23 protein-coding genes and 1 tRNA gene are annotated in these 23,958 nt (G+C 55.7%); 14 read left to right on the forward strand and 10 right to left on the reverse strand.

Annotated features, from left to right (window positions below):
- Positions 1 to 33 precede the first annotated feature (33 nt).
- Both INR77_RS14220 and INR77_RS14225 read left to right on the forward strand, forming a co-directional pair.
- Positions 34 to 444 (forward strand): SufE family protein, encoded by a 411-nt coding sequence (locus INR77_RS14220; RefSeq protein ID WP_223071671.1) that lies wholly within the window; start codon positions 34 to 36, stop codon positions 442 to 444.
- Between the two features lie 9 nt (positions 445 to 453).
- A complete protein-coding gene (locus INR77_RS14225; protein ID WP_223071672.1) occupies positions 454 to 801 on the forward strand; it encodes a YbaN family protein in 348 nt (115 codons plus the stop codon).
- A 10-nt stretch (positions 802 to 811) separates the two neighbouring features.
- Here the strand turns inward: INR77_RS14225 and INR77_RS14230 are convergent, their stop codons facing one another.
- Genes INR77_RS14230 through INR77_RS14245 form a run of 4 tightly spaced genes read right to left on the reverse strand, consistent with a single transcriptional unit; the run spans position 812 to position 3,031 of the window.
- Complete coding sequence (locus tag INR77_RS14230) at positions 812 to 1,222, reverse strand: hypothetical protein (RefSeq protein ID WP_223071673.1); 411 nt, start codon at positions 1,220 to 1,222, stop codon at positions 812 to 814.
- A gap of 24 nt (positions 1,223 to 1,246) precedes the next feature.
- Positions 1,247 to 1,783, reverse strand: a complete 537-nt coding sequence (locus INR77_RS14235) for a sterol desaturase family protein (RefSeq protein WP_223071674.1) — start codon at positions 1,781 to 1,783, stop codon at positions 1,247 to 1,249.
- The gene (locus tag INR77_RS14240) at positions 1,780 to 2,586 is read right to left on the reverse strand and encodes a fatty acid desaturase (RefSeq protein ID WP_255573804.1); all 807 of its coding nucleotides are present in this window, start codon (positions 2,584 to 2,586) and stop codon (positions 1,780 to 1,782) included. The genes INR77_RS14235 and INR77_RS14240 overlap by 4 nt, the downstream gene beginning before the upstream one ends.
- Positions 2,587 to 2,629: 43 nt before the next feature.
- Entirely contained in the window at positions 2,630 to 3,031 is a 402-nt protein-coding gene (locus INR77_RS14245; protein WP_223071675.1) for a thioesterase family protein, read from the reverse strand.
- Between the two features lie 124 nt (positions 3,032 to 3,155).
- On the opposite strand from INR77_RS14245, the gene leuC reads away from it, so the two are divergent.
- From leuC to INR77_RS14295, 10 genes are all read left to right on the forward strand, one after another.
- Positions 3,156 to 4,598 carry a 3-isopropylmalate dehydratase large subunit gene (gene leuC, locus INR77_RS14250; RefSeq protein WP_223071676.1) on the forward strand — a complete coding sequence of 481 codons (1,443 nt, stop codon included), beginning with the start codon at positions 3,156 to 3,158 and terminating at the stop codon, positions 4,596 to 4,598.
- A gap of 67 nt (positions 4,599 to 4,665) precedes the next feature.
- Positions 4,666 to 4,869 carry an isopropylmalate isomerase gene (locus tag INR77_RS14255; protein WP_223071677.1) on the forward strand — a complete coding sequence of 68 codons (204 nt, stop codon included), beginning with the start codon at positions 4,666 to 4,668 and terminating at the stop codon, positions 4,867 to 4,869.
- A gap of 16 nt (positions 4,870 to 4,885) precedes the next feature.
- Complete coding sequence (gene leuD / locus INR77_RS14260; RefSeq protein WP_223073585.1) at positions 4,886 to 5,485, forward strand: 3-isopropylmalate dehydratase small subunit; 600 nt, start codon at positions 4,886 to 4,888, stop codon at positions 5,483 to 5,485.
- A 35-nt stretch (positions 5,486 to 5,520) separates the two neighbouring features.
- Positions 5,521 to 6,519 carry an NADPH:quinone oxidoreductase family protein gene (locus INR77_RS14265; protein ID WP_223071678.1) on the forward strand — a complete coding sequence of 333 codons (999 nt, stop codon included), beginning with the start codon at positions 5,521 to 5,523 and terminating at the stop codon, positions 6,517 to 6,519.
- A 337-nt stretch (positions 6,520 to 6,856) separates the two neighbouring features.
- Positions 6,857 to 7,180 carry a DUF1476 domain-containing protein gene (locus INR77_RS14270; protein WP_223071679.1) on the forward strand — a complete coding sequence of 108 codons (324 nt, stop codon included), beginning with the start codon at positions 6,857 to 6,859 and terminating at the stop codon, positions 7,178 to 7,180.
- Between the two features lie 5 nt (positions 7,181 to 7,185).
- On the forward strand, positions 7,186 to 7,419 hold the full coding sequence (locus INR77_RS14275) for a BolA/IbaG family iron-sulfur metabolism protein (RefSeq protein WP_223071680.1): 234 nt from the start codon (positions 7,186 to 7,188) through the stop codon (positions 7,417 to 7,419).
- 37 nt (positions 7,420 to 7,456) lie between these two features.
- Positions 7,457 to 7,789 carry a Grx4 family monothiol glutaredoxin gene (gene grxD, locus INR77_RS14280; protein ID WP_223071681.1) on the forward strand — a complete coding sequence of 111 codons (333 nt, stop codon included), beginning with the start codon at positions 7,457 to 7,459 and terminating at the stop codon, positions 7,787 to 7,789.
- Between the two features lie 464 nt (positions 7,790 to 8,253).
- Positions 8,254 to 9,072, forward strand: a complete 819-nt coding sequence (locus tag INR77_RS14285; RefSeq protein ID WP_255573805.1) for an NUDIX domain-containing protein — start codon at positions 8,254 to 8,256, stop codon at positions 9,070 to 9,072.
- 111 nt (positions 9,073 to 9,183) lie between these two features.
- Positions 9,184 to 9,270, forward strand: a tRNA-Leu gene (locus INR77_RS14290).
- Positions 9,271 to 9,436: 166 nt separating this feature from the next.
- Positions 9,437 to 10,666, forward strand: a complete 1,230-nt coding sequence (locus tag INR77_RS14295) for an integrase arm-type DNA-binding domain-containing protein (protein ID WP_223071682.1) — start codon at positions 9,437 to 9,439, stop codon at positions 10,664 to 10,666.
- Positions 10,667 to 11,031: 365 nt separating this feature from the next.
- Here INR77_RS14295 and INR77_RS14300 read toward each other — a convergent pair whose 3' ends face one another.
- The 3 genes from INR77_RS14300 to INR77_RS14310 form a co-directional block, all read right to left on the reverse strand.
- Positions 11,032 to 12,201 (reverse strand): tyrosine-type recombinase/integrase, encoded by a 1,170-nt coding sequence (locus INR77_RS14300; protein ID WP_223071683.1) that lies wholly within the window; start codon positions 12,199 to 12,201, stop codon positions 11,032 to 11,034.
- Positions 12,202 to 12,590: 389 nt separating this feature from the next.
- Positions 12,591 to 13,004 carry a response regulator gene (locus tag INR77_RS14305; protein WP_223071684.1) on the reverse strand — a complete coding sequence of 138 codons (414 nt, stop codon included), beginning with the start codon at positions 13,002 to 13,004 and terminating at the stop codon, positions 12,591 to 12,593.
- Between the two features lie 18 nt (positions 13,005 to 13,022).
- Positions 13,023 to 16,805: a CheR family methyltransferase gene (locus INR77_RS14310; protein WP_223071685.1), complete on the reverse strand. Its 3,783-nt coding sequence runs from the start codon at positions 16,803 to 16,805 to the stop codon at positions 13,023 to 13,025.
- A 201-nt stretch (positions 16,806 to 17,006) separates the two neighbouring features.
- Between INR77_RS14310 and INR77_RS14315 the strand changes: the two genes are divergently transcribed.
- A complete protein-coding gene (locus tag INR77_RS14315; protein WP_223071686.1) occupies positions 17,007 to 19,535 on the forward strand; it encodes an HWE histidine kinase domain-containing protein in 2,529 nt (842 codons plus the stop codon).
- An 18-nt stretch (positions 19,536 to 19,553) separates the two neighbouring features.
- Here INR77_RS14315 and INR77_RS14320 read toward each other — a convergent pair whose 3' ends face one another.
- The 3 genes from INR77_RS14320 to INR77_RS14330 form a co-directional block, all read right to left on the reverse strand.
- Entirely contained in the window at positions 19,554 to 20,018 is a 465-nt protein-coding gene (locus INR77_RS14320) for a response regulator (protein WP_223071687.1), read from the reverse strand.
- Between the two features lie 267 nt (positions 20,019 to 20,285).
- On the reverse strand, positions 20,286 to 21,320 hold the full coding sequence (locus INR77_RS14325; RefSeq protein ID WP_223071688.1) for a DUF6607 family protein: 1,035 nt from the start codon (positions 21,318 to 21,320) through the stop codon (positions 20,286 to 20,288).
- Positions 21,321 to 21,353: 33 nt separating this feature from the next.
- Complete coding sequence (locus tag INR77_RS14330; RefSeq protein ID WP_223071689.1) at positions 21,354 to 23,501, reverse strand: TonB-dependent receptor domain-containing protein; 2,148 nt, start codon at positions 23,499 to 23,501, stop codon at positions 21,354 to 21,356.
- A gap of 246 nt (positions 23,502 to 23,747) precedes the next feature.
- On the opposite strand from INR77_RS14330, the gene INR77_RS14335 reads away from it, so the two are divergent.
- Entirely contained in the window at positions 23,748 to 23,957 is a 210-nt protein-coding gene (locus INR77_RS14335; protein ID WP_223071690.1) for a hypothetical protein, read from the forward strand.
- Position 23,958 lies beyond the last annotated feature (1 nt).

Genomic DNA, 23,958 nt, shown 5'->3' on the forward strand with positions numbered 1-23,958 from the left:
TCCAAACCTGATGCGCGCCCTATGTCGGCGCTTATGCGATCACTTGATGACATTTTAGAAGAATACGAGTTTCTCGAAGGCGATGAGCGTTACGGCCTTCTGATCGAGCTGGGCCGTGAATTGGAGCCGATGCCCGATGCGCTTAAAACCGATGCGACACTGGTGCGCGGGTGCTCGGCAGCGGTGTGGGTCTATCCCACCGAACAGACCGAGACGCTGCATTTCCTTGCTGACAGCAATGCCGCAATCACCAAAGGTATCGTTGCGCTGGTCATTGCCGCTGTTCAGGACAAGCCGGCAAGCGAGGTCGCCCAAATGGACGTCGCCGCCGCGCTCGAGCCGTTCAACCTCAAAAACCAACTGTCGAGCAACCGCACTCAAGGCGTCCCCAATATGATCGCACTTGTGAAAGAGCACGCCGCCCGGCTGGCTGACGCAGGGTAAGCGCGAGGGGTGCGGCGTCTTTATTTCGCCGCCGGCCTCTTTTTCTTTGCGCTAGGTGCAGCGGGCATCCCCCTGCCACTTTTACCCACGGTGCCCTTCTGGCTGCTCGCAGCGTTCTTCTTCGCGCGCAGCAACAAGGCGTGGGAGGAGCGCCTCCTCAATCACAAGCAGTTCGGCCCGCAAATCCGCGATTGGCAGACACGCCGAGCAATCGGACGGCGGGCAAAAGTGCTCGCGATTGGTTCGATGGCGGCAGGCGTTGCCTTTACCTGGGCAACCATCGGCTTTCCGTGGGCGTGGATTTCGGTTGCCGTTCTCGCCACAACCGGCCCATGGATTGCAACGCGGCCCGAATAGCGCTGATAAATCAGCCGTCAAATTCGACCCACGCTGGCTCTTCGCGCGACACTTTTTCTGCTACGCTTGGGGTGCGTGTCATTTCAAACCATCCCTTCCAATGGCCGATGCTCCACTCACCCGTGATGACATCCCCGTCCGAGCTTAAAGTGCCCGCGTACTGGACCGTTGCCAGATAATCCTCATCCGGATCCTCGTAATCCTTTGAGAACGCGACATCCTGCCCGCTGCGGCGACCGAGAATTGTCGCCATAATGGTAGCCTTAGTGAATTCATGCGGTTCGATGATTGTGCCCGTCAGCGAACCATTCAATTCCTTGATCGTTGCAAAGAAAGGCGTGTCCGGCCCCGCCTCTGGCAGGTCATTATAGAAATAAATGCCATCCCAGGTGCCGGTCAGATCAAGGTTCTGGACGCTCATTACCAGCGCCCATGGTTTAATCGATTACCGCAGCGTGGTGACTCTGTTGGCGTCATCCTCGCGAACGCTTCCGCTTGCGCGAACCTCGGCGATACCGGCTTTGGCCTGACGCTTGAGCTCCGCTTTGAGCTTGGCCGGATCGCGCGCGATGACAAAGCCGAAGCTGACCCCGCCTTCTTTTCCAATGGTCGCATGGTGCAGCTTGTGCGCCTGCACCAGCCGTTTGGCATAGCCTTTTTTGGGAACCCATTTGAAAAAGCGTTGGTGAACCAGACCATCGTGAACAATCGCATAAATAACGCCGTACAGATTAACGCCCAATGCCGCCCACCACAGCCACTCCCAATAGAGTGCCCCAAAAATGTACATGGCCGCATTTATTGTGCCGAACACGGTTGCGTAAAGATCGTTCTTTTCAAAGGTGTTGTTGTGCGGCTCGTGATGATCACGGTGCCAGCCCCAGCCAAAGCCGTGCATGATGTATTTATGCGCAAACCAGGCGAAGAACTCCATAAAGGCAAGCGCACCAAGAGTAATTGAGATTGCTGCTACCCAGCTCATTGTGAGCCCGCCTTTTCTGTCATGTCTTGCCCAACACCCGCTTTTCTGGCTGCGGGTAATGCCCACCAGGGCACATCAGGCCTGCGGTGATGTTCGAGATGATAGCCGAAATGGAAGCAGGTGGCGAGGCTGAGAAGCGTGCCGAATTGATCGCTGCGCGCGTTGTTTTGATCGGCAAATGATGCGCTGCTTGCATGGTTATGCGGGCGATAAGTACCGAAATAGAAAAGCTGGAGTGAGGAAAGCAGCGCTGGCGCACCGTAAAGCGCGACGATCTGTACCATCGGAATATCAAGCACGAGCCAGTAAATACCGACGACTGTGTGCACAAAGATCAGCGATTGCCACCCGAAATAGCGCTTGAAAAAGGTCCAGTACCATTTGAAGAAATGCGCAGGGTTGTGTTCGTCAAAATCAGGATCGCCGGCGCGCCCGGCAAGCCGGTGATGGGTGTGATGCGCATCGCGCAATGTCTTCCACCCGAACCCTGCATAAAGAAACAAAAGCACCGCTGCGATACGGTCTGCGATTTTTGGATAGGCCGGAGTAAGTGTGCCGTGCATGGCATCGTGGCACACGATAAAAACACCAACCGAAAGCCAGCATTGAACCACGGCCATCACAAGCGCCAAGGGCCAGTTTTGCCAACTCAGCTCAAACACGAACATGGCATAAGCGTGTATGCCGAGCCAGCTGCCCGCCACCAGCACTGCAAGCGCCAAGCCTATCACGCTTTGCTGCTTTTGCGAGGGCAAGGTGAGTGGGGCAGGCATCATGGCATGAGATACGACAGGCGAAGGCATCAGGCTTCGTATAGGCCGCATAGCCGCTCGCGCAAAGGGCCTCTTAGTCAGGCTCAGCGAAGAAAAATTCGCGCAAATGTTCGCCAATGCGCGCCGGGCGCAGGGTCTTTGCATCAATGCAGCACCAGCTCGATTGCACTTCGGCCAACACGTCTTCGCCGCGTTTGATTACCGTGCGATAAAAGGCCCGCGCACCGTTATAGCGTTCGAGCATAGTCTGCGCGATCACGGCATCATCAAGAAATGCAGGCTTTCGATAGGTAATCTCGTGCTTCAATGCGACCCATGCTTTGGCCGCGACTTCTTCGGCGGGCGCGACCTTTTGCCAATGGGCGAGCACCGCATCCTGCACCCAGTTCAAATAGCGAGCATTGTTCACGTGCCCCATGAAATCAATGTCTTCGGGCACGACTTTGATCGGAAATTGGAAAGGTCTTGCTGACATTCGTGTCAGTTAGCACGCTTGAACGAAATTTCCAGTAATATTCGCCGCGCGAAAGCCACCTAATCTTGCAAGAAGCTCCAAAGGGCGGCTATCGGCTCAACCAAAGAGTAACGCGAGCCATTCAATGTCCAATTCCCCCGCAACCAATCCGCGCACGTTGTATCAGAAGATATGGGACGATCACGTCGTCGAAACCCGCGACGATGGGACCGCGATCATCTATATCGACCGCCATCTTGTGCATGAGGTCACGAGCCCGCAAGCATTCGAGGCGCTGCGTTTGGCGGGCCGCCCGGTGCGTCGTCCTGAACTGACCTTGGCGGTGCCCGATCATAACCTTCCCACCACTGCGCGCCGTGATGCGTCAGGGGGCAAGATTCCGATTGCAGACCCGCAAAGCGCTGCGCAACTGGAGGCGCTTGAGAAAAACGCTCCCGATTTTGGCATTCGCTACATTGGCGATGCGGATGCAGAGCAGGGTATTGTTCACGTCGTGGGCCCTGAGCAGGGCTTCTCGCTTCCTGGCACCACCATCGTTTGCGGCGACTCGCACACCGCTTCCCACGGCGGGCTTGGCGCGCTTGCCTTTGGTATTGGCACCAGCGAGGTCGAGCACGTGCTTGCGACGCAAACGCTGCTCCTCCAGCAATCCAAATCGATGGAAGTGCGCGTCGAGGGCAAGGTCGGCCCCGGTGTTACTGCCAAGGACGTTATCATGCACATTATTGGCGTGATCGGCGCTGCTGGCGGCACTGGCTATGTCATTGAATATCGCGGCCCCGTGTTCGAAGCGATGAGCGTCGAGGAACGCCTGACGGTCTGCAATATGAGCATTGAAGGCGGCGCGCGCGCTGGCCTTGTCGCGCCCGATGAAACAACTTTTGCCTATCTTAAGGGTCGCCCGATGGCACCCAAGGGCGAGGCTTGGGACGCAGCGCTCGCCTATTGGAAGACGCTGCACACTGACGAAGGTGCCAAATTCGACAAATCTGTCGTGATCAACGCCGCCGACATTGCGCCAAGCGTCACTTGGGGCACCAGCCCTGAGGACGTGCTGCCGATTACCGGCGTAGTCCCCTCCCCCGATAGCTTTGCGGATAGCACCAAGCAGGCAGCAGCTCAAAAAAGTCTTGAATATATGGGCCTCGCCCCCGGAACCCCGCTCACCGAGGTTGAAGTGCAGAATATCTTCATCGGAAGCTGCACCAATAGCCGGATCGAAGACCTTCGCGCGGCGGCAGACGTGCTGAAAGGCCACAAAAAGGCTGACAATGTGCGCTGGGCGATTGTCGTACCGGGCTCTGGCCTCGTGAAACGTCAGGCCGAGGAGGAAGGGCTCGACAAAATTTTCACCGAGGCAGGTTTTGAGTGGCGCGAACCGGGTTGTTCGGCGTGCCTTGGGATGAACCCTGATAAAGTCCCCGCTGGCGAGCGCTGCGCTTCGACCAGCAACCGCAACTTCGTCGGCCGTCAGGGCCCCGGCGCACGCACGCACCTTGTGTCCCCGGCAATGGCTGCGGCGGCAGCGGTGACTGGCAAGCTCACCGACGTTCGCACTCTCAATTGATGCACACCTTCAATTGACTGGCCAAGCCCCCCTTGAATCCCCCTTTGAGCAAGAGCATGGAACACAAATGACTGACAAAAAGACCCCCGACGAGAAGTCCGGTGCAGGCCGCAAAGCCGCCATCGGCGCGGCTGCAACCATTGGTTCAGCGGCCATCGCCGCCGCGCTCCTTTATGCAGGCAAGCGCTTTATCGCGAAAGACAAGGGCACCAGCCTTGGCAAAGGTCAGGCTGATACAGCGCCCTCTGGCGAGCCATCCGAAACTGACTAAAAGAGCCTCCATGCCAATGCAGCCCCTTTCCAAGGTCGAAGGCCGCGCCATCCCCTTTGGCGCAAAGAACATCGACACCGACATCATTATTCCATCCAAATGGCTTAAAACCATCACCCGCGAAGGGCTTGGCGAAGGTGCATTTGAGAGTATCCGCCAAGACCCCGACAACGTCTTTGACGCGCCCGAAAACAAGGGCGCGCCGATCCTGATCGCCGGCGACAATTTCGGATGTGGGTCGAGCCGCGAACACGCCGCATGGGCACTGGGCGACCTTGGCATCCGCGCAGTGATCGCGCCCAGCTATTCCGACATTTTTTCCGGCAATGCGGTCAAGAACGGCATTTTGCCTGTGGTCCTGCCGCAAGAGGCAGTGGACCGCTTGATGGAGGTCGCCAGCAGTGGCGATGACATCCATATCGACCTCGAAGCGCAGACCGTCACGACCAAATTCCAAGACCGCTTCACCTTCGAAATCGACCCGTTTCGCAAGCACTGCCTGCTTGGCGGGCTCGACGAGGTGTCACTGACGCTTGAAAGCAGCGACGCGATTTCGACGTACGAAGACGCGCGCACAGCGAACAAAGCCTGGCTGATGGAAGGCACAGGCGCCTAAATACCAATTTTGAGATCAAGAGAGGGATACGAACCATGAAAGCCATCCAGACCCATGAAGTGGGCGGCCCGGAAACGCTGAAGCTTGACGAGATCGACGTACCGACCCCTGGCAAAGGCGAAATTCTGGTCGACGTTAAAGCGTGCGCGATCAATTATCCCGACACGTTGATGATCCGCGACCTGTATCAGTTCAAGCCGGAGCGCCCCTATTCCCCCGGCGGCGAAATTGCCGGTGTGGTCGAGGTCGTTGGCGAAGGCGTGACCAGCTGCAAACCGGGCGACCGCGTGATCGGTATGCTTGGCAACGGCGGACTTCGTGAAAAGGCGATTGTGGCCGATGGCCGCTTCTTCCCCATCCCTGACGGCGTGCCTTTCGAAAAGGCTGCTTCGCTGCTGATGACCTATGGCACCACCATCCATGGCTTCAAAGATCGCGGCCACATCAAGGAAGGCGACGTTGTCCTGATCCTTGGCGCAGCGGGCGGCGTTGGCCTTTCAGCAGTCGAACTGGCCAAGGCATATGGCGCAAAGGTCGTGGCAGCCGTATCTTCCGAAGCAAAAGCAGAGATCGCGCGCAATGCCGGTGCGGATGACGTTGTCATCTACCCTCGCGAGGAAATGGACAAGGCAGCCTCCAAAGAGCTCGCCAATGCGTTTAAGGCCGCGTGTGGCCCGAACGGTGCCAACATCGTTTATGACATTGTCGGCGGCCAATATTCAGAGCCTGCGCTGCGCTCCATTGCGTGGGAGGGGAAATTCCTTGTGGTTGGTTTCCCAGCGGGCATCCCCAAGCTTCCGCTGAACCTCACCCTGCTTAAATCCTGCGATGTGTGCGGCGTGTTCTGGGGCGCATTCACCGCGCGCGAACCGGCGAAATTTGTCGATCAGGTGAAAGAGCTTTTCACTCTCATGCAAGAGGGCAAGATCGACCCGCTCGTATCCGAAACCTTCCCGCTTGAACGCGCAGGCGATGCCATCGCCAAGCTTGAGGCCCGCGAGGCGGTCGGCAAGCTGGTCGTGACGATGGACTAGCAGCGGTGCGCTCCTGCGGAAACAGGAGCCCATCTCCTATGGTCCAAACGCGAAGGCGACGGCTCGGTTCACCGTATCCTACACGCCCCCGACCTGTCATATTGGCGCAATGAGTCACCACCACGCACTCACCAAGCACGCCCATAAGAGCACGGATTTTGCCTCAAAAGATTTTCGTGTCTTGAACAGTGTCTCAAGTGTCTCAAACGACAGGAAAGGGCGCGAATATGAACAAGACCGCCCTGCCACTTAAAAAGCGGCCTCAAGGAATCTGTGCCTTGCAGCGCGCGCTTGCGCCCTCTATTTCGCAAGAGAACACAATCAAGGGATCGACCCAATGACCGATTTTAAAGACCGCGAACGCGCCGAAGAAGCCAAGTTCGCAATGGACGAAGAAACCGCCTTCAAAATTGCTGCACGCCGCAACCGCCTTTTGGGCGAATGGGCAGCGGCTGAAATGAAGCTGACGGCCGAAGAAACCGAGGCCTACAAAAAAGCCGTGGTTCAAGCAGACTTTGAAGAAGCGGGCGATGAAGATGTCATTCGCAAGCTTCTGGGCGACCTGACCGCTGCTGGCACCAACATCAGCGAAGCCGATATCCGCGCCAAGCTTGAAGAAATGGCAATTGAAGCCAAGCGTCAATATATGAGCCAGAGCTAAGCCTCATGCCCATGCCCGGACACGAAATCGAGGCGGCGATAAAAGCCGCCCTCCCCGGCGCTGTTGTCGAACTCACCGATCTGGCGGGCGATGATGACCACTGGGCCGCGAAGGTTACTGCGCCACAGTTTGCAGGCAAATCGCGCGTTCAGCAGCACAAGATGGTCTATGCTGCCTTTGGTGACAAAATGGGCGGCGAACTGCACGCCTTGCAAGTGACCACCGCGGTTCCCAAATAGCCTCGCGTACACATGAGATTTTTGAAGGTTTGCTGTAATGTCTGACACCGATGCCCGTATCGCCTCTGTTGTTGGCGAAAATGACGTGGTCCTTTTTATGAAGGGCACGCCCCTGTTCCCGCAATGCGGCTTTTCCAGCCGCGCGGTCGCGATCCTCGATCATTGCGGCGTTCAATATGAAAGCGTCGACGTGCTTCAAGACATGGAAATCCGTCAGGGCATCAAAACCTACTCCGACTGGCCCACCATCCCACAGCTTTACGTCAAAGGCGAATTCGTGGGCGGCAGCGACATCATGATGGAAATGTTCGAAGCTGGCGAGCTTCAACAGATGATGGATGAGAACAAGGTCGCCAAGGTCGAAAGCTAAAGAACTAGGGTTCCCAGAACGGTTTTGCAGAAACCGCAAGGGCGGAGTCGTAGCGAAGCGCAGACGGCCGTAGGCCACCTGCAAGGCCGCCCGCAGGTGCCCCGCAATGAGCGGAGCGAATCTCGGGAACAGCGCTGAGGACGCGCCCGCGGATGCGGGTGCGAAACAAGACTTAAATAAAAAAACCGCCTTGCACCGGGTAATGCAAGGCGGCTTTTTAAAACGGGGAGGCTGGACCCAGAGACCAGGAGGGGTCCGCCTCATTTTGAAGACCACTTTCTTCACAACTAACAATGCATCTCCCGTGCCAAAAAGGCGTTTTCCTACTTTTCTGCGGGATGCGATGGTTACCCTCTCGTTAACCTTGCCAGCGCTGTAAGAAATTTCGACATCAAGGCTTTGCTGCAACCAAGCTTTGTCCATCGATGCTCTTCCCCTTGGCATTCGCGCCGGAAGTCTGCATCATGACACCAATGACAAATGACGCTCCGAAAACCGGTGAGACAGGAGCCCCTGAGGGCATCCCTGCTGCCACAATCATAATCTTCCGCAACGCCCCTGATGGCGGTGCTCCGCAAGTGCTGATGACTGTCCGCTCGCGCAATATGGCATTTGCAGGCGGCATGGCGGTCTTTCCCGGCGGACGTATTGACCCGGCTGACTTTGAACTGGGTGAGAAAGTCGCCAATGAGAGCAACGGCGCCCTAACCACTGACGAAGCCGCCCACCAGATCGGCGCGGTGCGCGAGACTTTGGAAGAAACAGGACTGGCCCTCGGCCTTAAGGGTGACATCACCGCCAAGTCCGCTCACGAGGCGCGCAAACTGCTTGAAGAAACAAAGACCCTTGCTCCCGTGCTCGAAGCGTTTGGCTGGGAACTGGACCTTGATCAGATCGTGCCCTTTGCCCGCTGGTTCCCTCAAAATGAGAAAATCCCGCGCGTCTATGACACACGCTTTTATCTCGCCAATCTTGGAACCGGCGAGGTCGATGTCTCAGCCGACCATGCCGAAAATACGCGGCTATTCTGGGTAAGCGCGAAAGGCGCGCTTGATATGGCTCAAACGGGTGAAATCAAGCTCATCTTCCCCACAAGGCGTAATCTTGAACGCCTGGCACTCTTTGCAAGCTTTGAAGACGCCCGCGCACAGGCCGAGGCAATCCCGGTAAAAACGATCATACCAAAGGTGGATACAAAGGACGGCAAGCCGGTTCTGACGATCTTGGAGGACGCAGGGTATCCGGTCACAAGCGAGCTTCTAGAGACGGTGGCTCGTGCTTGAGGCGTCTGTAAGCGATTTCACCTCATATATTTGTTGACACTAAGGCGTGTGTCTCGCTATCGGCGCGCACCTACCTGCTGCTCCAACCGTGAAAGTTTGAGCGGCCCAAGTGCCCAGATGGCGGAATTGGTAGACGCACCGTCTTCAGGTGGCGGCGCTCGCAAGGGCGTGGAGGTTCGAGTCCTCTTCTGGGCACCATTTGTTCTTCTCACGTTCTCCCAAATAATCTATAAAAACCGCAGAAATCCAAGGGATTCCGCCCCTGGATCGTCTCGGAATGTCCCGCCCAATCTCGGCCGTTCCAGACACTTTTGTGGGCCTTTTGGGGGCTTTTCACAAAAGCCCACATTTGAAAGGCCCCCAGATGTCTTTGACCATTACGCGACTCAAATCTCTGAAGCCCAAAGCCAAGCCATACAAGGTCACCGATGGGCGTGGATTGTATATCGAGATCACACCATCAGGCAGCAAGCTTTGGCGATTTCGTTACCGCCTAGGCAAGAGCCAGAAGAAGATTTGCATTGGTAGCTTTCCAGAGATCAGCCTCGCGGAAGCCCGTGACATTGCCTTCGAAGCTAAGCGGAAGGTCGCGCGCGGTGACGATCCAGCTCTTGAGAAACGCAAGCAGAAGATCCGGAATGAGTACCTCGCCGCAAACACTTTCGAGACGGTGGCGCGCGAATACATCGAAGAGATGATGGTGAAAGGCGGCCTCGCCCAGGCGACAATCGTCAAAGCCAACTACTTCCTCGAGCAGCTCGCCCCAGCCATTGGAAACCGCCCGCTTGCCGATATTGAGCCGTTCGAGGTTTTGGCCCCGCTCAAAAGGCTTGAAGGACTCGGCAAGCATGAAACTGCCAAGAAAACCCGCTCCTTTGCTGGTCGTGTATTTCGCTATGGTGTGGCTACAACGCGCTGCACCACCGATCCTACCTCACTTTTGAAGGGTGCGCTGCGAGCGCCGCGCCCTACACACTATGCAGCGATTGTTGATCCCAAGAAGCTGGGCGGTTTGTTGCGCGCGATCGATGACTTTGATGGCTACATCCTCACCAAATACGCGCTGCAGATTGCGCCGCATGTCTTTGTACGCCCCGGTGAGCTTCGCCACGCTGATTGGGACGAGTTCGATCTTGATGAGGGCATCTGGCGAATTCCGGCTGGTAAAATGAAGGCGCGGCGTGCGCACGCAGTGCCGCTATCCCGGCAAGTTGTTACTCTGATGGAAGAGCTCGGAGCTCAAATGGGCATGGAAGGCTATGTATTCCCATCCACACGCTCCCGCCGACGTCCGATGAGCGAAAACGCGCTTAACGCTGCGTTCCGGCGTATGGGATATAGCAAAGAGGAAATCACAGCCCATGGTCTCAGAGCGACAGCTTCGTCCCTTCTCAATGAGAGCGGTATTTGGAGCCCCGATGCTATTGAGCGCGCGCTTGCTCATGGTGACAGCGATGCTGTGCGCGGCATTTACCATCGCGGACGCCACTGGGATGAACGGGTGAAGATGGCACAGTGGTGGAGTGATCATCTCGATGAGCTCAAAGCAAAAGGAAGAAACATCGAAGCCAAGAAACGTAGCGTTCACTGCTAGAGTCGAAACCTTCGGGCGATAAAAACTAAATTAAATCTCTTGCCTACAACAAGCCCCCAGAGCCCAAAGTGGTGGTGAGAACTTCGACCATCTGGCTCATCGCTTGCACCGAAGGATCATGAGAGGTAATTTTGGTGCCTACGAACTGTGTCGGCAGCAACTCTATTCCTGCCGACTCGACCCCGTAGTTGTGCTTTTTCGTCTCGATAAAATAATGATACCATCACCACAAAAGCACTCACTGACAGCAGCACCTTTTCGAGAACTGGTTTTGGCCGCCCAAAGCTCTGTGATCTGAACCTTTGCATCGAGTGTCTGCGGTGCATAGCACCGCATTGAGCCCACCATCGCCTTGGGCGTCGCGTTCAGAGTGCCAACTGAGCCAACGCATGTTCTGCGTCGCTTCTCACCAAGTGACCATAGTGCTTTTCGATCATAGCGACACTCGTGTCTGAAAGTTGCGCCACGGTCAGAATTGGCAGCCCAGCACGAACCAAGTCGGTTATCACGCTGTGGCGGATAGTATAGGCGGAAGCGGCTTGTGGCAGTCCAGCTGCTTTCACCGCTCCTTTTATCGGACCTTTCCATTTATCTTTGGACCATGGAACACCATCTGCGCGCGTAAAAACTGATGCGGCAGATAGCTTACTTTTACACTGATCCGCCAAAAATCCGGCAATAGTCTCGGGAACGCTAATTTGACGAGGCATACCATTTTTATCGGCGCCAATCGTCAGCGTCCTCGTCCTTTTGTCAAAGTTGCTTACCTTAAGCGCAGCAAGAGCGCCTGGTCTGAGTGGCAAGAGACAAAGCCCTCTTACGAACGGCTCAATGTCTCTTGGAAGTGCAGACAAAAGCTTTTTACGCTCTGAGCGATCCAAATAGATTTCTCGACGGCGATCAGCTCCTTTTATCGGCTTCAGCGCTTCTTGCCAGGCGGCATCTGTATTTGGCGCACCTGGAGAAATTACACGCCAGAGAGCGGCACGCAACGGAACCATATCGCGATTCACTGTGGAGGCAGCTCTGGTTTTGTAGCGCTGCTCTCCACTTTTGTTGCGAGATATGCGCGCAGGTGCATTTTCAAGCCGCTTTCGCCAAGCAAGCAGATGTCGCTTTCGTACTTTGTCTAATTTAACTTTGGAGATGGGGTCATCAAAAACGTGTCGGCGAAATATACCCTCAGCAATTGGTCCCGGCTTCTCTTGAAGATAAGCGAGACATGCATCTTTAACCGTCTCCAGCTTTTCTATTCGCAGACCACCAGCTTCGACAACTTCAGCAAAAGCCTCTGCGTCTCTTTTGGCTGTCGCGAATAGACTGTTTCCCGACAGTGTCCCATATGACCCAAGCTTCTTGCGACGATACTTGCGAGCATCTTCATCGTAAGCGCGAGCGAACCAAGTGCCCTTTCCGCCTTTGATTGAAGGTCGATATCCAATATACCAACCAGCTTGAAGACGGTGCCAATGAGGCTCCTTGTCGCTTCGCGGTTTCAGTTTTTCCCGCTCGCCGATCCTGCTGAGGTCAGTCATGCCGCACAACCTTAATTTGAAAAGTATGAAACCAGTATGAAAAACATTGGGGGACAAGTTGAGAGCACGATAGACGAATGTATTTGTTTTTCAATACTTTTTTTCGTCCCGCAAAATCCCACCCCCTCTAAGCCCATCTTTCATACGGGTGGGGTCGCAAGTTCAATCCTTGCCGCGCCCACCATTTCTCGAAGTCCTCAGCGCAATTCCCTCCGCTTCGCTGCGGGGCGCCTGCGGACGGCCGGTCGGCCTTGCGAACTTTTCAGGTTCGAGGTTGGCCCATTCCGGCCCACCATCTTCGCAAGTTTCTTGATGCTGTTTGCCTTCCCCTGATCAAATCCGGGAAGAGCGGGGCGTTTGTGGACGCGCATGACCCATGACCAGACCGGTCAATGAAGCGTGTCTTGCAGATAAGCGCTTTTTGAAACACCATTAAACTGGATTGCTTTCATCGACGCGCGCACGATCTCTGCCGGCGTTGCGGGTTTGGGGCAAAAGATGATGCCGGGCAACCTTGCCGAATGATAGATTTCTGCATGGCCCGAATGGATGACGACTGGCACGTCCTGCGCCATCAGGTTCATCGCAAGGGGGAAAGAATACCCGTCGGGCAAACGTATGTCCAAAAGCGCAAAGTCGAACTTCGCATTGCTGATCGCATCCCACGCATCGGCCATATTGCCAATGACCGTGACATCGCTCACACCAGCTTTGCGGAAAGTATTTTCAAGGCCCACAGCCACGATAAACTCATCTTCAACGATGAGAACGGAGCGATCGCGAAGCGTTGTCTCGACATTCATTCGGGTGGCTCCAGAAGATTAAAGAGTAAAACTCAAGTCAATAGCCGCCCCATTTTCGAGGAAGCGCCGTGAGAACTTTCCTTTCAGCTGACGTGCGCCAGTGTCAATAAGTAGACTTCCGAAGCCATGTTTATTGGTCTGTGGACAAAAGTCATTTCGACTTTCCAGCCATTTAAGTTCGATCGTCCGTTTTCCAGCCACGGTCCAGCTTATTGCAAGTTCGCCATCTGGAGCGCCAAGAGCACCATATTTCGCCGCATTGGTCGCAAGCTCATGGATGATCAGCGTGAGCGTGTTCACCTGATCGCCATCGACAAAGATCGCCGGTCCTTCGAGAGACACGTTTTGCCCTGTCGCGTGGGGCTCGATAATCGACTTTAGAAGGTGCTCAAGTGGCACGCCTTTCATCGAATTGTCTTTTCGAGCAAGGTCATAGACGCGCCCAAGGGAAACGATTCGCTCAAGCAGGTCGTTCGCTAAGCGTTCGGCTTGAGGATGCTCTTTAGGCGCTGCTTGAATAAGCCCCCCGACCACAGCAAAAAGGTTTTCGATGCGGTGGCTCATTTCTTCAAGGAGCATTTGCTGGTTTTTCAAAGGCGAAATGTCGAGCGTTGGCCCTGCGACCTTCTTTGCGCCATTGAGCGTCGTATATGGCTTCCCGCGCGAGCGCAGCCAGCGTATGCCAACCGAAGGGTCTTTGACACGAAAGTCCACTTCATACTCTTCGCCGCGCTCGATAGCTCCGGTGATTTTTTCCTGCAGGATGGGTATGTCTTCTTCGACAACATTGGCGAGGACTTTGTCGAAGGGGATCTTCCCTGCACTGGCAAGGTTGAGATGCTCGGCCATGACCGCATCAATGCTCGAAATCGAGCGTTCAACATCCAGATCGCCCAGTCCCATACGCCCTGCATTCATCACCAGTTCGCGCAGTTCGGTTTGTTCTGTAAGTTCGCGTTGGAGCACCATGATTTCGGTGACATCAATGCCAAGCCCGACTACCTTCTTGCGGCCATCCATGCCTTCGACCGGAACAGCATCCACCTTCACCCAGCGGCGCGGCGCGCCCGGTATGTCCAGTTCGAGGATTTGCGAATATCCCTCCCCTTTGGCCAGAGCAGCATCCCGCTCGCCAAAGTGCCTTTTCGTGTCCAGCGGGGTTAGATTGGCCCCCAGAGCGTCGCGGCCATATTCACCGGGTCCGTCGAGCCCGGCAAGCTGAGCCCCTATTGCATCGACTTGGAGCCGGCCTGTTTCAAGATCGGTTATCCACGACCCCATGTTTGCCGCTTCCATCGCAAGCTTGAGCTTGCGCGTTTCCTCTGCAAGCTTACGGCGCAAAGTGACCTCTTGCGATATGTCGACCATGGTGAGCGATGCGCCCTCCACCGACCCGTCAGCAGCGTAATAGGGATGGATGCGCAGAAAATAGGCGCGCCCCGCTTCATCAAGGTCGCTCGTCTGAGTGAACGCCTTTCCCGTCTCGATGACTGTGCGCAATTGATTGATCAGGTCGATGCCACACGGCGGGAGCTTGATCTCAGCCAGCGAACGCCCTTCATCACCGCGGTCAAGCGAGAGCAATTCGCGCGCGGGATTGGTAAGGTGCCGGATGCGCAGGTCTTGATCGAGGACGATCATCACAAGGTCCGCCGAGCGCATGACATTGTCCAGATCGGCATTGGCCTGCGTCAGCTCATCGATTTTGTGCTTGAGCTCCTCATTGGCCGTCGTCAGTTCTTCATTTGCCGATTGAAGCTCTTCGTTCATCGACATCATTTCTTCATTCGCGCTTTTGAGCTCTTCGTTCGCTGTTTCGATCTGCTCAAGCTTGTCTTTCAGCGCCAGACGCGCAGCGTTCAGGTCGCCCTGTAAATTGGCGATCCGCCGGTCACGGGAAATCGGTTGCACGACGAATTCATCGGCCAAGGGTTGCAACCGGTCCTTAGCCACAAAGATCACCGCAACGCTTTCATTCTGCATGGGATGCGCAAAAACATCCGCTGTTTGAGTGCCAAAAGGCGAAGCGATTTCGATGTCTTTCAACACGCGCGGCTCGTGCGAGTTCAACGCCTGCTCGACAAGCGGTTGAACAACCTCGCGAAGCCCCTCACGCAGTAAGGCCTCAATTCTCCGTTCGTCACCAGGGCGCGACATCATGAACAGGCTGAGATCGCCAGAGCTGTCGAGAACCTGCCCCTCACGGGTCACACGGACAAAAGGCGGGGCGTAATGTTCGTAGATTGAGGCTCGCGAGGCCTCAAAACTGGTCTGGCGCGGAAAGTCGCGTTCCTGAGCCAATCGGACTGTGGCGTCGCAAGGGACAGTCATGGTGGAGGCATGAACCATCGGCAGGTTGATCGTTGAACGGCTCACCTTATCGTTGCGCCGGAATATGCGCGCTTTTGGATCGACGGGCGCGAACAAGTCCTGACCGCGCGAAATGCCTTCGGAGGTTCCAAGGAAGAGATAGCCGCCCACACGCAAACCGAAATGCAGCAGCGGAAAGACCCCGCGCTGCAAGTCTTCCCCCAGATAAATCAGCAGATTGCGGCAAGAAATAAGATCAATCTGGGAGAACGGCGGATCGTGCGCGACATTATGCACCGAAAAACGCACCATCTCCCGCAGACGCGGCGATATCTCGAAGCGCTCCTGTGAAATTTGTGTGTATCGTTCGCGGTAGCGCGGCGGTATCTCTCCCAGCATTGAAATCGGATAGGAAGCACGCTGTCCCTGCTCGATCATCGCTTCGTCGATGTCCGTCGCAAAGATCGTCACCATTGGGGGCTTCTCAAGCGCCTCGCGCATTTCCTCGACCATCATCGCCAGAGAAAACGCTTCCTGCCCGCTGGAGCAGCCTGGAACCCAAACCCTGATCTCGTCCGACTCATCGGCATTTTCGATCAATGGGCCAATGACTGAAGTGCGCAGCCGCTCAAAATTGGCCGCATCGCGAAAGAAAGAGGTCACATGGATGAGAAAATCGCTCGCCAAGGCCTGTTGCTCGGTTTTCTCGGTCTTCAGCTTGATAAGATAGCTGCTTACATCCTCGATTTCGAGGACCTGCATCCGGCGATTCAGGCGCCGGGTGAGGGTCGAGCGTTTGTAGCCGGAAAAATCAGTGCCAACCTCGTCTTTGAGCGCAGTGAAGATCGACTGCATCACCGCTTCGCAGGTGGCATCATCAGAGACGAAGCGATCAAGCTTGCCGGAGGCAAAATAGGACTTGAGCCGGGGGACAATTGCCTCTGCCTCAAGCGTAAAATCGACTAACTGCGTTGCAATCGCGGATTGAGGCATACCATCGTGGGCCGACTGCTTGGGAGATTGCGCAATCGCGATACCGCCCAGTTCCTTGATCACGCGCAGCCCTGCGGTTCCATCGCTGCCAGTGCCCGAAAGGACAACACCCGCCGCACGGTCGCCTTGGACCTCGGCGAGCGCAGTGAAAAAGCTGTCAATCGGGCGTCTGGCCCCGCGCGGCCCGTCAAAAGGAACCAGTTCGAACCGGCCCCCGGCGAGCCGCAGATTTGAACCGGGCGGAATTACGTGGAGACAATCGACCTCCACGCTGTCGCCATCCTCAATCTGGCGCACTCGCAAAGCGGTCTTGCCCGCAAGCAGTTCAGCCATCATGCTTTCATGATCGGGGTCAAGATGCGCAATGAGCACAAAGGCCAAGCCTGTGCCTGTTGCGACCTCTCGAAACATCCGCGTCGCAGCATCCAGCCCGCCAGCAGACACGCCGATTGCCACAACAGGAAAATCCAATTGAGCCTGTACTTCAGGCTCATTCATTTGTGCTTGCACCTCAAACCCCCCGCACAAAAGCACCGAGCGCTTATTTAAGTGCCATTATTATTTGGAAAATAAAAGAAAGCACTATTACGGATGGACTTCGCGGGCCTCATACGGATTAATACTTAGTCGCCCTTCGATTATTACTGCTAGCAAAGCCTTTCGACGCGAGAAAGCGCGTGACAATTGCAAAGGGTGGCAATGAAGACGGTCGACGAGAAAGCGCTTGAAACGTGCAACAAGGAACCGATCCACATTCCCGGCTCAATCCAGTCGTTTGGTTGCCTGATCGCCTTTGACCGTGAAAGCCTTGAAATCGCGGCAATCTCGGCGAATTGCGAGCGCTTTATCGGCAAACCGCCCAAATCTTGTCTAGGCAAATCCCTTGAGAGACTTTTGGATGCGAAAACGCTTCACACGCTGTCTAACAAGCTGGCTTATTCAACGATCGGCACCCGGCGTGAGTATGTGGCGACAATTGCGAACCGAGATACAACCGCGCAAGCGCCAAGCTCGTTTGACCTGTTCGTCCATGCAGGCCCTCGCTTCGACTATATTGAACTGATAGCGAGCTCTTCTGGTTCACGCGCGCTGCAAAGCCGGATTGCAGCGATCACCAGTGCGATGCAGCAACTCCAGTCGCTGGAGGACATTTTTGAACTCGCGACCGTCAATGTCCACGCAATCGCTGAATATGACAGAACCATGTTCTACCGCTTTTTACCCGATGGCTCAGGCGAAGTGGTGGCAGAATGTTGTGCGGCGCATATGGAGCCATTTTTGGGCCTGCGCTATCCAGCCTGGGACATTCCCAAGCAAGCGCGCCAGCTTTATGCCAAAACACCAATCCGCACGATCTGCGATGTGCGCGCCGATCCCGTGGCGCTGATCTGTGCCCCAGAGTTTAGTCACGAGGATTTCGATCTTTCGATTGCTACGTTACGCGGCACCTCTCCGGTGCACCTTGAATATCTTGCCAATATGGGAATCGCTGCGAGCATGACGATCCCGATTGTCGTTGATGGCAAGCTCTGGGGCCTTATCACCTGCCACAACGAAACCGCGCGCGATGCGGCAATGGACCTGCTTGATGCAGGTGAAGTGATTGGCCATCTTGTCTCTTTCAGCATCGCCAAGCTGCTGCGCCAGAAAATCGTCGATCATCAATCTGCCGTGAGCGAAATTCGCGACAGTTTCATCAGTCTTCAGACAAAGCTCAAATCAACCGAACATTTCGCAGCCGGTGTAGAGGAAGCATCCAAACAGGTCTTGTCATTTGACGGGCTTTGCGTGGTCAAGGGAGCGGGCTGGCACAACAGGGGCACTGCCCCCTCTCGCTTAACCCGGTCGGGCAAAGAGACATTTACAATCGCATCCGAAATTGCCGACATCACCGGATCCAACAGCGCTTTGCACCAACTTGGCAAAGATGACGCGGCACCGCTTGCAGGCTTCATCGATGTGCCGCTCGTCAAAGATCCGGACACTAGGATCATCTTCTTTAGAAAAGCGGTGAGCACACAGGTGACCTGGGCCGGGCACCCGGACAAAGACATCGAAGAGGTCAACAATCGCTTCCGCCTCTCACCGCGCAAAAGCTTTGCCAGATATATCGAAGACAATGGCGACAAATGCGATGAATGGAGCAATGAGGACATTCAATTCCTGCTCCATCTGCAGCGCGAATGCGCCGCCAGCCAGAGCGCTGCTGGACGCATTTTGCAGCAGAAGGACAATTTGCGCATCCTTGCCGATGAATTGAACCACCGGGTCAAGAACATCCTTGCTCTGGTGAAATCACTTTCCAGCCATGCGCGCGAAGCTGCCGCAACACCCGAAGATTATGCGCAAAGCCTTGAACGCCGCCTGTTCTCGCTCGCTGCGTCGCACGACCTACTCACCCAATCGCAATTGGAAGGGATATCACTGCGTGATCTGTTTACGGCCGAGCTGGAGCCGTTCCTTTCTCCTGATCAAATTGCCAAGTCGTTGTCGGGCCCGGACGTTGTCCTCGCAGCCGATGCGGTCCCTATGGCGACGCTCCTCATTCACGAATTGGCCTCAAACGCGGCCAAGCATGGGGCCTTGTCTGAGCCAGACGGCAGGGTCGCCATCAATTGGCTGATCGCTGGTCAATCCTTCATCCTCCAATGGAAAGAGCATGGCGGGCCGCCGGTCGCAGCACCAAATCGGCACGGCTTTGGAATGGAATTGCTGCGCGAGGCTATACCGTACGAATTCAATGGCACTGCGGACCTGACATTTGCCGAAACCGGCTTTGAGGCCATTTACAATCTTGCCGCCCATCCCTTTTTAAAAGTCAACGGCTCGAACAGCGTCAGAGCTGAATTTACCAGCGAAAAACGCGGGGCTTACGCAACCCCCGCGCTTGGCCGTGCGCTTATCGTTGAGGACAGCTATCTGCTCGCAACCGAGCATTCCAAATTGTTAAAGCGCCTCGGCTTTCAGGAGACAGACCTCGCTTCATCCGTCGGCGCTGCGATAAGCATGATTGAACAGGCAGAGCCCGAATTTGCACTGCTGGACATCAACTTGCGCGAGGAGATGAGCTTTGCCATCGCTGATGCTCTGACCGATCGCGGCGTGCCTTTTGCATTTGTTACAGGCTATGGCAGTGCTGCAAATATCCCTTCAAAATTTGCCGAAACGCCGTTTCTCAAGAAACCTTTGACGAGCCGGGCGCTCGAAGAGTTGCTGGGTCAAAGCTGATAAAGGTGCCGCACGAATTTATGGCGCCCGATGCGACTGGACGCCTGATTCTATAGTCGTATCATGCCCAATCAGCTTGCCGATCTCCTCCACAAGCGAGTTGAGCGAAAATGGCTTTGTAAGGCGCACCGGCATGATCTCACGGCTGATGGTTTCAAATACGTGTCTTGGCATATATTTGGAAACTCTCGCGCCGCTTACGCCGATGACAATTGGCATTTGTCTGTCCGTACTTTTTGCCACCCACGATAGCTCAGCACAAAAGGTGACCCCGCCCCTGTTTGAAAGCTGGCCATCGGTGATCTCAAAGAAAGCGTCGAGCACAACCACATCGGGCCAATCGCGTGTGCAATGCGCAATACCGGTGTCGATTGTGGCGTGATGGGAGGCGTCATAGCCACGCTTTTTCAAAGCTTTCATCCATTCGTGGGCAAGAAGAAAATCGTCCTCGACAATTGCAACTTTCGCCTTTTTTTCAGCCAATTTCCCGCTCCACAAATTGCGACCTTGGGGAGCCAATCCCAAGCTGATTGCATTTTGTAATCAGTCACCATGCAACCTGCCGGACAGGGGTTGAGAGAGATAGTGCGGGCAAGCCCTTAACCGGGTTCAGCGATACAGATGAACATCCGGATTGGTGGCAAAAGAGTCGCGTTCCGTTTCGCGTGAGGCGTCCAGAAATCTCGCAATGAGCGGGAGACAGCGTACCACTGTCTCCCGCTCACCCAAGCCCGCCGGTAGGGAAAGCGATCAGTATCCCGCCACTTTTCCAGCAGCCAGTCTCTCGCCAGTGTCAGCCATGGATGTGCCCTCGCGGATCAGCGATCGGGCTTTGGCAATTGCAGTGGCGGTGTCCATTTCGCCTTTTGCAATCTGTGTTCCCATGCTCAGCAATTCGCCGCTTATGACGGTGCCAGTGGATGCTTCTTCCTCAATGGTGATGCCACCCTTAGCCGAAAGGGCTGCATCCCACTCTTTGCGCACCGCGTCCCAATATTGAGCGCTCGCCTGCCAGTATTCATCCGCTGCGTTGACTGGATAGTCGTCAAACCGCTCATAGGTGTTAAGGACGCTTTCCTGGACGTAAGGCACAGCTTTGCCATCGACCCATTTCAGCTTGGTATTGTCCTGCCAGTGGATCCATCCGCCGGGAAAGTTCTGGTGACGGTTGATCGCGCGGTAGTGGTCATAAACCGGATCACGCGTCGCATCGCGCCGGGCAAGCGGGCGCAGCGTCCAGTTTGAACGCCAGCGGCGCACACCGTTGGTCGTCTCCCATTGCCCCCACCCTGCATAGCGCGGGCTGTCATCGACCTGATAGACGGTTTGCGACCAGCGACCTTTACGCATGGCTTCGGGAACGTCTTTCAATTCCCATGTGCCAGGCGCGGTATAAACGAGGTATTGCTCGGGCTCATATTCCCAGTCCTGACGCCAGTGCTTAACGACAAAAGGGCTGTCCTCGCTTCCCACGACCAGCAGATGCTGGAGCACGATCTTGCGGCCTGTGTCTTCGATTACGCGCACACTTTCGTGGCCACCGGAGATCTTGGCATCAATCGGGGTGTAGTCAGGATGCCAGGGCGTTGTTTCCTTCATATCGAAGGTGACTTTGAAATCGCCGGCCATTGCAAGGATGTCTGCCCGGTCCGCTTCGAAGGAGGCCGCTTCTGCCTCGGCGCTGCGATCGCCGACGGGATCATCGGCAAGCGCGGGCGCGGGGCTTGCGATCAGGCACACAGCCGCAATGCCAGAGGCGAGAAGAGATTTGGTCTGGGTAAGCATTTGGTTTTCCCCTTTTTGAATGAAGGTTTGTGATTAAAAGCCTTTGGACCACGAAAGCGCGGCTTTGACATTGCGTCCCGGCTGGCTGACCCCGGCGCTCACCACTTCGAAATCGGCATCGCCAATGTTGTCGATGCCAAGGTCGAGGCGAAAGCCTTCGAGCGGGCCGGTTTCAGGTTCGATGACGAGGTAGAGATCGGCGACGAGATAACCCTCGCGCGCCTGATTGGGGTCGTTCACTTCGTCAAAGTCCGATGCCGAGGTAACCCGCGTGCCAACGCGCACATCGCCGTCTCTCAAACGAAGCCCGGTGTCGAGGAACAGGACGCTGGGCGACAAAACGCCTTCAAGGAATTCCCCTGTTGCCGCGTCAACGCCGTCGATCGTCGAAAAATTGCCGCGCAGGTAGAAGTGGTCCGATGAATAGTTGAACTCAGCCTCAACACCGGAGATTTGTGCATCGGCGATGTTCACATTCTGACTGGTGTTGCCAAAGGCCGCCCCCGTTCCGCAAGACGGCACAAACGGGCTTGCGACAAAGCAGCCGGTCGGGATGTTCACATCCAGCCCGATGAGATTTTCGACATCGCTGTCGTAATAGGACGCCTTGAAAGTGAGCCGGTCGCCATCAGTGATGAGATCGGCAAAGTTGACCCCGGCACCAGCTTCCCAGCTTTCCGATTGTTCAGGGACAAGCGCCTCGTTGCCGATAAACAGGTTCTGTACAAAGCTTGGACCAAACGGGCCGGGAGCAGCCGAGAGATCGGGTATGGTGAAGTGCACGCCATCGGCAAAAGCTTCGTTGAAGGATGGAGCACGAAATCCGCGCGACCAATTTCCGAACAAGAGCAGTTCAGGAATTGGCTTGTAGGAAACACCAAGCTTGGGTGAAAACTCGTCATCGTCGATTGTAAAGATTTCACCCGTTGCAGATGATTTGAAGCTATCCCAGCGGATGCCCGGAATGATGGAGATCTCGCCCGGAAGCCCGTCAGTGAGCGTCAGCTCGGCCTGAAGGAAAGCGCCAAGAAATTCGGTTTGCGCATCCGGCACACCGCCGCGTGTGCCGTCCGCTGTATCAGTGTCGAGCCCGGTCTGTTCATCCCGGTAATATTCGCCGCCATAAGTGAAGGTGAGCGATGAGCCATCACCAACACCAATGCGCGAGCGGTTGTCGATGGTAAGGCCAAACGTCTCCACTTCGCGGTCGGCAATGCGCGAGGTGCCAACTGTGTCCTCTTCAACGCCATTCTTGCTGTAATAACCGACAAGATTGAGGTCGATTGCATCACTCGCCGGGTTGAAATTGAGGCCCATTTGCGCGGTGTCATTGCGCGCATCGCGGAAAACCAGATCATTCGCAGCTCCGGCGATATTGGCTCCTTGCGGGTTTTGCGGGTCCGATGAGTCCGCCTGATAACGCGCATAGGAGGCATAAAGCTCGACCGCATCGCTTGGCCGAAGCGTGACTTTGAACAGGCTGGAGGTAATCTCATCATCGGCTGGCAAAGTGTCGCCGCTGCCCAGCTTTATGCTTCCTGCATCGCGGTAAGTGAGATGGCCCAGCACGTCCCACATCGCATCCGAAGATTGCGCCGCTGCGGTCGCGCCGATGCGAAATTCATCGTTCACCGATTGGTATCCGGTTGCAAGCTTGACAAAGGTGCGCTCGCCTTCGTCAAGCAGGTCGCTGGCTGAAACGGTGCGGGTTGCAATCACCCCGCCCAATGCGCCCGAACCATACAGCGCTGAGCTTGGCCCGCGCACAACTTCAAGCGTCTGGACCAGCTCAGGATCGATGAAAAAGCGGCCATCATGGCCAGACACAAAGCTTTGCCGTGCGCCATCCTGAAAGATCAGAACGCCATTGCCACCAATCCCGCGAATGGAGGGCGCATCGCCTGTGCGGCGAGGCCCGGCATCAAACTCGGCGCCGGGGATGGCCTGAAACACCTCTTGCAAGGTGGAGGGGTTGAAGTCTTCGATTGTCTCACGCTCCACGACCGACACCTGTCCCGGATAATCAAAAGCGGGGATGGGATTGCGCGTGGCGGTGACGGTGATGAGTGTGGATTGCTCAGCTGTTTCTTCCGCATCTTGTGCCTGAAGCTGATGCAGCGGCGCGCTGGCAAGCGCGAGGAGCAGCGCGATCCGAGACGGTTTCAAAAGACGTTCTTTCAATGATTTGATCCCTGTTTTTGGCGGTATTGAGCGATGAAACTCGACGCAGAGTTACTGCAAACGATTCTTAGTTGCGATTCGCAAGTTCAATAGCCACGGGATTTTTGATAATCAATCTCATTATCACAAATGTTCAGCGCTCAGCGCATTCACGCCTTCCAAATCATCCACACACACAAGGCTCTTGATGAGACAGGCGCTTCGACTAGAGTCCTGCAATTCGGATCAAAAAGGGGGCTTGCGCTTGTGAGCATTCGCGTTGTGAGAGGGTTGGTTGCAGCCTATATGCTGGTGTTTGCTCTCGCCACGACTTGGCCCGGAGCGCAGGTTTTCAACCGGCCAGAACCGTTCGTCATGGGCCTGCCCTTCAACCTGTTTGTGCTCGCCAGCCTGATCACAGTGGCGCTGGGCTTGCTCGCCCTCCTGTATGTCAGCGAAACGCGCGGGCGACCCTGAA

This window comes from Erythrobacter sp. SCSIO 43205, from assembly GCF_019904235.1.
GTDB lineage: Bacteria > Pseudomonadota > Alphaproteobacteria > Sphingomonadales > Sphingomonadaceae > Erythrobacter.

Coding starts and splice junctions, on each gene's coding strand:
- INR77_RS14220 (WP_223071671.1), top strand. CDS start 34: ATGCGATCACTTGATGACATTTTAGAAGAATACGAGTTTCTCGAAGGC.
- INR77_RS14275 (WP_223071680.1), top strand. CDS start 7,186: ATGCCCATGCCCGGACACGAAATCGAGGCGGCGATAAAAGCCGCCCTC.
- INR77_RS14245 (WP_223071675.1), bottom strand. CDS start 3,031: ATGTCAGCAAGACCTTTCCAATTTCCGATCAAAGTCGTGCCCGAAGAC.
- INR77_RS14300 (WP_223071683.1), bottom strand. CDS start 12,201: ATGACTGACCTCAGCAGGATCGGCGAGCGGGAAAAACTGAAACCGCGA.
- INR77_RS14305 (WP_223071684.1), bottom strand. CDS start 13,004: ATGAATGTCGAGACAACGCTTCGCGATCGCTCCGTTCTCATCGTTGAA.
- INR77_RS14270 (WP_223071679.1), top strand. CDS start 6,857: ATGACCGATTTTAAAGACCGCGAACGCGCCGAAGAAGCCAAGTTCGCA.
- INR77_RS14265 (WP_223071678.1), top strand. CDS start 5,521: ATGAAAGCCATCCAGACCCATGAAGTGGGCGGCCCGGAAACGCTGAAG.
- leuD (WP_223073585.1), top strand. CDS start 4,886: ATGCAGCCCCTTTCCAAGGTCGAAGGCCGCGCCATCCCCTTTGGCGCA.
- INR77_RS14255 (WP_223071677.1), top strand. CDS start 4,666: ATGACTGACAAAAAGACCCCCGACGAGAAGTCCGGTGCAGGCCGCAAA.
- INR77_RS14295 (WP_223071682.1), top strand. CDS start 9,437: ATGTCTTTGACCATTACGCGACTCAAATCTCTGAAGCCCAAAGCCAAG.
- INR77_RS14230 (WP_223071673.1), bottom strand. CDS start 1,222: ATGAGCGTCCAGAACCTTGATCTGACCGGCACCTGGGATGGCATTTAT.
- INR77_RS14310 (WP_223071685.1), bottom strand. CDS start 16,805: ATGAATGAGCCTGAAGTACAGGCTCAATTGGATTTTCCTGTTGTGGCA.
- leuC (WP_223071676.1), top strand. CDS start 3,156: ATGTCCAATTCCCCCGCAACCAATCCGCGCACGTTGTATCAGAAGATA.
- grxD (WP_223071681.1), top strand. CDS start 7,457: ATGTCTGACACCGATGCCCGTATCGCCTCTGTTGTTGGCGAAAATGAC.
- INR77_RS14240 (WP_255573804.1), bottom strand. CDS start 2,586: ATGCCTTCGCCTGTCGTATCTCATGCCATGATGCCTGCCCCACTCACC.
- INR77_RS14315 (WP_223071686.1), top strand. CDS start 17,007: ATGAAGACGGTCGACGAGAAAGCGCTTGAAACGTGCAACAAGGAACCG.
- INR77_RS14235 (WP_223071674.1), bottom strand. CDS start 1,783: ATGAGCTGGGTAGCAGCAATCTCAATTACTCTTGGTGCGCTTGCCTTT.
- INR77_RS14285 (WP_255573805.1), top strand. CDS start 8,254: ATGACACCAATGACAAATGACGCTCCGAAAACCGGTGAGACAGGAGCC.
- INR77_RS14325 (WP_223071688.1), bottom strand. CDS start 21,320: ATGCTTACCCAGACCAAATCTCTTCTCGCCTCTGGCATTGCGGCTGTG.